This window comes from Sphaerochaeta sp. UBA5836 (assembly GCF_002432845.1).
Lineage (GTDB): Bacteria > Spirochaetota > Spirochaetia > Sphaerochaetales > Sphaerochaetaceae > Sphaerochaeta.
This window is the reverse complement of the sequence record NZ_DJGW01000107.1, coordinates 45770-51943: the sequence shown is the minus strand read 5'-3', so window position 1 is coordinate 51943 and position 6174 is coordinate 45770. Positions and strand designations below refer to the sequence as shown.

Here is a 6174-nt window from a genome sequence, read left to right as displayed (position 1 = left end):
CATGAGGCGAATCCCGAAGCAAAAATCATTCTCAGCGGCTGTATGGCCCAGCGGTATGCAAAGGAGTTGGAACAGGAGCTGGGGGAGGCCTCAGCCATTTTCGGCAACCGCGACCTCTCCAGGATTCATGAGGTGGTCGAACAGATTTTCGCCGGTGACCGGGTTGTCTCCCTGCCTTCCTATCCACCCATCGAGAATGAGGTGTATGAACGCAATGAGTTGCTCTCGTTCCCCGGCAGCGCCTACCTGAAAATCAGCGAGGGGTGCAACCATTGGTGCTCCTACTGCGCCATTCCCCTGATCAGGGGGGCTCTAAGGAGCAAACCCATGCAGGTCATTCTTGCCGAGGCGAAGGATTTGATCGGGCGGGGGATCAAGGAGATCAACCTTATCGCACAGGATTTGGCAGCCTATGGCACCGATGGCCCCGACAAGCAGAGCAAGTTCATGCAGCTGCTTGAAGCTTTGGTTGCTTTGGAAGGTGATTTTTCCATTCGCCTGCTGTATATCCATCCCGATGCGTTTCCAAGAGAGCTGATTCCTTTCATTGCGGAGCACAAGAAGGTGCTTCCCTATTTCGATATTCCCTTCCAGCACGCCGATGAGCACGTGCTGCGAAGCATGGGCAGAACCGGTACGAAGGAGAGCTATCTTGCGCTCATCGATGCAATCCGAAGCACTGTTGCTGAAGCAGTCATTCGTTCGACGATACTGCTTGGGTATCCTGGTGAGGATGAGAAGGCCTTTGCCGAGGTGATGGATTTTCTTTCCAAGGCAAAACTCGATTGGGTGGGCTCTTTCATTTACAGCAGGGAGGAAGGGACCAAGGCCTACAAACTCAGAGGCGAACGGGAGCACAGGAAGGCGAACAAGGTCGCTCAAACCTACCAACAGCAGCTGCAGGCCCTGCAGGCTCCGATTACCAGTGCAAACCTCAAGCGCTTTGTGGGAAAGGAGTATGAGGTCCTCATCGAGGAGCTGGTTGAAGGAGAGGACCTTGCCATCGGACGCATGTACGCCCAGGCTCCCGAAGTCGACGGACTGACGGTTGTTGTAGGCAGGTCGTTGAAGCCGGGGCGGAAGGTGCTTTGCGGCATCCGTTCGGTCAATGGCCTCGATTTGGAGGCTATCCCGGTGCAAGGAGTTCTTCATGGCTGATATCGATGCGATGCTGGATGCGCTGAACGAACAACAAAGGGAGGCGGTGCTTGAAAACAACCGTCCCCTGTTGGTGTTGGCTGGGGCCGGCAGTGGAAAAACGAGGGTCATCACCACCAAAATCGCGTATGCAGTTGAAAAGCTTGGTATTCCCGCCTCTAAGATTCTTGCCGTCACATTCACCAACAAGGCGGCCAGTGAGATGCAGCAGCGGGTGAAGGAAATGCTCGATGGCAATGCCCAGGCCGATGAATGCACCATCCGCACCTTTCACTCCTTTGGAGCCTGGCTGCTCAGACGATTCGGCTCTGAAATCGGTCTTGCCTCCAATTTCACCATCTATGATGACGACGACTCTCTTTCGCTGCTTGCTTCCTGTTTTCCGAATTACAAGAAACGGGATCTTGATCCTGTCATGCGCAAGATCTCCTATGCCAAGGATCAGGGGCGCAGGCCCACCGACAATCCTGACGGCCTGAAGGTGGGTGGAACCTTCAAGGAGATGTATGATGCGTATGAGAGAAAACTGAGAAGCATAGGAAATGTAGATTTTGCCGATTTGATCGGCCGAAGTATTGAGTTGCTCCAGGAGAAACCGGCTGTTTTGGATTGGGTCCACAACAGGTTTTCCATGATTCTGGTCGATGAGTATCAGGACTCCAATGCTGCGCAGTTCAACCTGCTCAAGCTTCTGGTGGGCCCGGCATGCTTCATTTGTGTTGTCGGCGATGACGACCAGTCCATTTATCGCTTCCGCGGCGCCGAGGTTCGGAATATTCTCAGCTTCCCCGAACTCTATAGCGGTACGAGGACAATCAAGCTGGAACAAAACTACCGCTCCACCAAGCATATTCTCGATGTTGCCAATTCCGTTATCAAGAACAACAAGGGCCGGCATGCAAAAAAGCTGTGGACGGCAAACTCCAAGGGAGCGAAGCCCAACCTCTTCTATGTACAGGATGAGCAGGACGAGGCGATGCGGGTGAGCAACATTCTCCTGGCTGACAAGAAGTTCAATGAGAGTGCAATTCTCTACCGGACCAATGCCCAGTCTGTTGCGTTTGAAACCATGTTCAAGCGGCTCTCCATCCCGTACAAGGTTGTTGGAGCCTTGCAGTTCTATGATCGCGAAGAGGTCAAGGATGCCCTTGCCTTGCTGTTCCTCCTCACCAATGAGAAAGACGAGGTGAATTTCAAGCGCATGATCAACAAGCCTGCAAGAGGTATCGGTCCGGGTGCCTTGGACAGCATTCTCTCCTTCGCCCCCCAGACCGACGGCAGCTTGTTTGCCATGCTGCGGCTTGCAATCGAAGGCAATGTGCTCTCTGCAAAGGCGAAAGCCGGAGCATCGCAGTTTCTGAAGATGTTCGAGCATGCAAAGACCCTGCTCGGTGAAGGGGAGCTGGTCGATTGTGCCAACTTTTTGATCAGGGAGGCTGGCTTGGTGGGCTATTATGAGGAGTTGGACAGCCAGAACAGCACCGGAAAAGTCGGCAACCTTGAGGCGCTGGTCAATGCCCTCTCTTCCTATGAATCCTCCCTGGATGGGTTGCTGCAGTTTCTGGAACAGTTGTCGCTCGATCCCACCACCTTGGGCAGGGAAGATCCCCGGGACAAGGAGGGTGTCACCCTCATCACCATGCACAACACCAAGGGCTTGGAGTTCGACCGGGTGTTTGTTGCTGGTTTGGAAGAGGAATTGTTCCCTGGAAGGGCGGGCGAGAGCGACGATGATATCGAGGAAGAACGACGCATCTTTTATGTTGCCGTAACCCGGGCGCGAAAAGAGTTGTATCTTCTGTGCGCAAGGGCGAGGAAAATTTGGGGCAAGAGCAGCTTCCATCACCCCAGCCGCTTCCTTAAGGAGATCGATTCGTCGTTGGTGCATGTGCAGGGCTTCAATCCCGGTATTCAGCATGCCGGCGGTTACCAGGGGCTCTCAAGCCTGGGCGAGAAGCGAAGAGAGCATCAGAGAGGCGGTGCAACTCCCTCTGGCTGGGGCAGCGATGGCAAAGTCCTCATCCGGAAAGGGTTTGGCGACAACGCCAAAACCTTCACGATGAAGACCGTCCACACAGAAGCTGATGGCGGTCCTCTGTTTCCGGTCGGCCAGCGGGTGTATAGTGACAGTTACGGAGAAGGGGAGGTGGTGACTGTGCGGATGAACGGTGACCGGGAGGTCATCGAAGTCCGGTTCAGCGGAGGGCGGAAAGCCACCTTCATCAGCAAATTTGCCCAGCTAGAGAAAATCGGGAGCGAGTGATATGAGTGATGGGGGGAAAGAGACTAGACAAGAAAGGCCGGAAGGTTATACAATGCCTACCGTTGTCCGCGCGCGTTCGTTCTATCTCTATGATAGGCGGGGTGTGCGTTATACCGATTTTTTTCAGAATTATGGCAGAGCCATTCTGGGGCATCGACCCGAACAAGTCCAACGGTCCATCAAGGCCACGGTCAGTCGCGGGTTGATAAGCGAATACCCTTCGCTTTTTTCAGGAAGGCTCGAAAAGCTGCTGGCAATGCTGTTTCCAGACTTTGTGGTGTTCAGGGTATACTCTGACCAGCAGAAGGTCCTTCAGGTGGTACGACAGGTTTCGGATGATGCACTATTCGACCCGGCTGTATCTCCTGAGCATGCGAGCCGTACAGTGTCCTATTGGCGACCGTTCCTAGGTTTTGGCGGGGCAGATTCCGTGATGCTCCTCCCTATCCTACCTTTCCCAGGGAGTTTCGTACCTCAGGTCGTTTGTCTCAAGGAAGAAGCCTGTACAGCTTGTCTACCGCCCTCAGATTGCGTTTCACCGTTGTTGCTTGATTTGCTCGTCAAGGCCACAGCGTCCCTGATACGCACCCTCAAGGTGGAGGATGCAGTTGCAAAGCGAATGGACAATCCCTTGCAGGGAGTGTTCGAGACCAGAGGACCGTACGGATTAACCGGCCTTTGTGCTCAGCGCTATGAGGAGTTTGCTTTGGAGGCCCTGGCCCTCAAGGTGGTGCTTCCTCCTTCTGCCGATGTGCCGTTCATTGTTCCTGGAGAGTATTCGTCAGGCGATGTACAGGCTTTTTTGCAGTTGTCGCGTCAGTATGCTGGTGCTGTAACATACTAAATATGGCAGGTCGGGATGCAAGGCATCCTTCTGTCCATGCAAAAAACACACGCAAGGCTGGTCCTTGCAGAACAGGATGAATAGATGAAGACTATTTTTGTGAAACCGCTGACAGTTCAGAAGAAATGGTATCTGATTGATGCAGAGGGAAAGGAGCTTGGCAAGGTAGCAGTTGCCGCTGCACGCATCCTTCGCGGGAAGAACAAGCCCATTTATGTGCCTCACCAGGACATGGGTGACTATGTGATTATCATCAATGCTGAGAAAGCAGCTCTTTCGGGCAACAAGTACCAGGATAAAATGTATTATCGCCACTCGAACTACCCCGGTGGACTTCGCTCATACAGCTATGCTGATATGATCAAGCGCAACCCGGTCTATCCGATGGAACGTGCCGTCAGGGGCATGCTCCCCCGTGGTCCGCTCGGTCGCAAGTTGTACACCAACATGAAAGTCTATGCAGGTGCGAATCACCAGCAGCAGGCTCAGCAGCCCATCAAGGTTGAAATCTAAGGTAGGAGCGAAAAATGGCAAAGAAAGAAGTGAAGAAAGTTGTTGATCTTGGTCATGGTGTCGGTCGCCGCAAGACCGCTGTCGCTCGTGTCTACCTGCGTGAAGGCGAGGGCAAGATCGTAGTGAACGGCAGGGATGTTGATTCCTATTTTGGAAACCCGATGTTGGTGTACATCGTCAAGCAGCCGCTTGAGACCACCGAAACCACCGGCAAGTACGATATCCTCATCAACGTCGTCGGCGGTGGTCCCTCCGGCCAGGCCGGTGCTTGCCGCCATGGTATCGCACGCGCTCTCTGTGAACACGACGAGGCTTACAGGCCCGCTCTGCACACCGCTGGTTTCATGACTCGTGACTCCCGCATGGTCGAACGCAAGAAGTACGGTCAGCCGGGTGCTCGTCGCAAGTTCCAGTTCTCCAAGCGCTAAGTGGCATTTGCACGCATCGAAGGGGAAATCCCTGGCCAGGGCTATCAAGTTCTTGTCCACGAAGGTTTCCCTTTTTTTATTACAGCTGATGTCTTTCGCTTGCGGCACCTCTCTGTCGGCCAAGAGCTCACTGAAGCAGAGTGCAATGAGCTCAAAGACGCTCAGGCGAGGCGCAACTGCCGCTCTCAGGCAATGGCTTACCTTGCCAGGCGCGAGCATACCGCCTTGGAGTTGACACGGAAGCTGACGCAGAAAGGGTATGAGTTGCACATCATCAAGCCCACCCTTGAGCAGCTCGCGTCTGACAACCTGCTCAGCGAGTATCGGTATGCACTGCTGGCAATTGAACACAGGCAGAAGAAGAGTCCTGAAGGAAGAGTATTGATGGCCCAGCGTCTTGGCGAAAAAGGGGTCAATCGCGAAGATGCCCAGCGTGCCTTGGACGAGCTCTACGGTGAAGAGGCGATTGTCGAGTATGTGCAGAAAGCATACAGTCTGGCGATCAGGAAGGTGGGAGAGGACAAGGCAAGGTATCTACTGCAAAAGAAGGGCTTTTCCTCCTACGAAATTCGTCTCGGGCTTGATGGCTTTGAGAAGTCCAAGTAAACTAAAATCCTAATGGAGGCAGGTATGAGCAGAAAGAAGACATTCATCGCAGCATTGCTGATACTATGCTTCTCGGTATCATCTCTTTCAGCCTTGGATTTCACCTACGATGCAAATCTCTCCAAAGCCAGTGATATCACTCTGGGTTTGACACTCATCACTCCAGGAATACTCGGTCTGATAGCACCCCCGTCCGACTACATTGCCATCGCAACCAGCTATGCAGGAACCATCGCAGGCGCCTATGGAGTCCGTACCTTCCTCAAGCAGGTGGTACACAAGCCCAGGCCGTATGTTCAGGATGGCATGCCGCTTCCTGATGGCGTCGACCCTGATGAAAATTATGAGTCCTTTCCTTCAGG

At 53.6% G+C, this 6174-nt stretch carries 7 protein-coding genes; all 7 read left to right on the top strand.

Going from position 1 to position 6174, the window contains the following annotated elements; translation table 11 throughout:
* Positions 1-1158 (top strand): MiaB/RimO family radical SAM methylthiotransferase (locus B3F49_RS10665; RefSeq protein WP_293910932.1); only part of this gene is annotated, 1158 nt, incomplete at its 5' end.
* Positions 1151-3421 carry an ATP-dependent helicase gene (locus B3F49_RS10660; protein ID WP_293910930.1) on the top strand — a complete coding sequence of 757 codons (2271 nt, stop codon included), beginning with the start codon at positions 1151-1153 and terminating at the stop codon, positions 3419-3421. The genes B3F49_RS10665 and B3F49_RS10660, both read left to right, overlap by 8 nt.
* A gap of 541 nt (positions 3422-3962) precedes the next feature.
* Positions 3963-4265: a hypothetical protein gene (locus tag B3F49_RS10655; RefSeq protein ID WP_293910928.1), complete on the top strand. Its 303-nt coding sequence runs from the start codon at positions 3963-3965 to the stop codon at positions 4263-4265.
* A gap of 84 nt (positions 4266-4349) precedes the next feature.
* On the top strand, positions 4350-4778 hold the full coding sequence (rplM, locus tag B3F49_RS10650; RefSeq protein ID WP_293891875.1) for a 50S ribosomal protein L13: 429 nt from the start codon (positions 4350-4352) through the stop codon (positions 4776-4778).
* A 14-nt stretch (positions 4779-4792) separates the two neighbouring features.
* Complete coding sequence (gene rpsI, locus B3F49_RS10645) at positions 4793-5206, top strand: 30S ribosomal protein S9 (protein WP_293910926.1); 414 nt, start codon at positions 4793-4795, stop codon at positions 5204-5206.
* A complete protein-coding gene (locus B3F49_RS10640; protein ID WP_414712535.1) occupies positions 5207-5812 on the top strand; it encodes a regulatory protein RecX in 606 nt (201 codons plus the stop codon).
* Positions 5813-5836: 24 nt separating this feature from the next.
* A partial coding sequence (locus tag B3F49_RS10635; protein ID WP_293910922.1) for a hypothetical protein occupies positions 5837-6174 on the top strand: 338 nt, incomplete at its 3' end.

Bases quoted from the DNA above. Each gene is read 5' to 3' on its own strand.
- B3F49_RS10660 (WP_293910930.1), top strand. From the start codon at position 1,151: ATGGCTGATATCGATGCGATGCTGGATGCGCTGAACGAACAACAAAGG.
- rpsI (WP_293910926.1), top strand. From the start codon at position 4,793: ATGGCAAAGAAAGAAGTGAAGAAAGTTGTTGATCTTGGTCATGGTGTC.
- rplM (WP_293891875.1), top strand. From the start codon at position 4,350: ATGAAGACTATTTTTGTGAAACCGCTGACAGTTCAGAAGAAATGGTAT.